Source organism: Streptomyces sp. N35, from assembly GCF_016464295.1.
Taxonomy (GTDB): Bacteria; Actinomycetota; Actinomycetes; order Streptomycetales; family Streptomycetaceae; genus Streptomyces.
The window spans coordinates 1-1620 of the sequence record NZ_JAEIMH010000025.1 but is presented as its reverse complement, the minus strand read 5'-3'; the positions used below and the strand labels follow the sequence as shown (position 1 = coordinate 1620).

Here is a 1620-nt window from a genome sequence, read left to right as displayed (position 1 = left end):
CGCCGCCATGCTGGCCGCGGGCTGCGAGGGATCGGTGTCGGCGGGGGGGCCCGCCGCGTCCGCCGTCTTCGCCCGCGAGCTGACCGCCGCGGGCTTCGACGGACTCCGCCTGGCCCCGCAGAGCGTGCTCGACCCCCGCTTCCTGAAGGACGCGGGTGAGGCCGCCGAGGGCTGGCAGCTCACCGCGTCCTTCCTCGACCCGGCCGCGGTGCCCGAACTGGAGCCGTTCACCAAGGCGTTCACCAAGCGCTACGGTCATCGGCCGGGCTACCAGGCGGCCGAGGCGTACGACGCCGTGAACCTGATCATCGAAGGTCTCCTGGCGACCGGGCGCAAGAGGCCCGGCCGCGAGGCCCTGGCGCGCCGGCTGCGGAAGTCCGCGTACAAGGGACTGACGAAGACCCACGGCTTCGACCCGGAGGTGGGCAGCTTCACGCAGTGGAGCGTGCACCGCTACGAGGTGGCGAACGGCCGCTTCCAGTACGCGGGAGCGGTGCCGCCGCCGTCGGGCTAGGGCCCGGTTCACCTGGTCCACTGATCCACAAGCCAGGCCCTAGCGGCCGTGAACTCCTGAACGAGCGGCCGTGGCCCCGAGGAGTAGCAGCCGCGGACCCCAGGAGCAGCAGCCGTGGAACCCCTGAAGCCCATCGACCCCGCCGAGATCGGCGGCCACCGCCTGATCGCCCGGCTCGGCGCGGGCGGGATGGGCGTGGTCTATCTCGCGCGCACCGCGCACGGTTCGCCGGTCGCGCTCAAGGTGGTCCGCGCCGAGTACGCCGCCCACCCGGTCCCCCCCCGCCCCGGGCTCCCGGGCCCGCTCCCCCCGCGAGGCCGACGCCGCCCCCCGGACCACCGGCCGCTGGACCGTGCCCGCGACCCCCGCCGACGCCGAGGCCCGCGAACCCTGGCTGGCCACCGCTTTCATCCCCGCACCCTCCCTCGCCGAAGCGGTCGCGGACCACGGTCCGCTGCCCCTGCGCACGGTCCGCATCCTGGGCGAGCGTCTCGCGGAAGCCCTCGCCGACGTGCACACGACGGGTCTGGTGCACCGCGATGTGAAACCCGCGAACGTCCTGCTCGCCGCCGACGGCCCCCGCCTCATCGACTTCGGTATCGCCCGCACCGCCGAGGCCACCGCGCTCACGGCCGCCGACTCGGTGATCGGCTCACCCGGCTATCTCTCGCCCGAACAGGCCCAGGCCCGGGCCGGCGAGATCGGCCCGCCCAGCGATGTCTTCGCGCTCGGCTGCGTCCTCGCGTACGCGGTGACCGGACGCCGGCCGTTCGGCTCGGGCACGGTCGCGACGATCCTCTTCCGTACGGTCCACGAGGAGCCCGAACTCGACGGTGTACCCGAGCCGTTGGCGGCCCTCGTACGGGAGTGCCTGGCGAAGGACCCGGGCGCCCGGCCCACCGCTTCGGCCGTACGCGAGCGCCTCGCGGGGTCCGCCGCGGCGGGCGCGGACTGGCTGCCGCCCGCGCTGCCCCGGCTGATCGCCGAGCGCTCGGCCCGCGTCCTCGACCTTCCGGTTCCCGAGCCGACCCAGCTGGACACGGCCCCTGCCGCGCCCCGGCCGCCGGTCGGGCGCCCCCCCCTGCTCCGCCTCCCGGGGGGGGGGG

The 1620-nt window shown here is 75.7% G+C and carries 1 protein-coding gene and 1 pseudogene; both read left to right on the top strand.

Annotated elements, in window-relative coordinates:
* A partial coding sequence (locus tag JAO81_RS42485; RefSeq protein ID WP_233415431.1) for an ABC transporter substrate-binding protein occupies positions 1 to 514 on the top strand: 514 nt, incomplete at its 5' end.
* A gap of 114 nt (positions 515 to 628) precedes the next feature.
* Positions 629 to 1620 (top strand): annotated as a pseudogene (locus tag JAO81_RS15825) (serine/threonine-protein kinase); the annotation flags it as partial.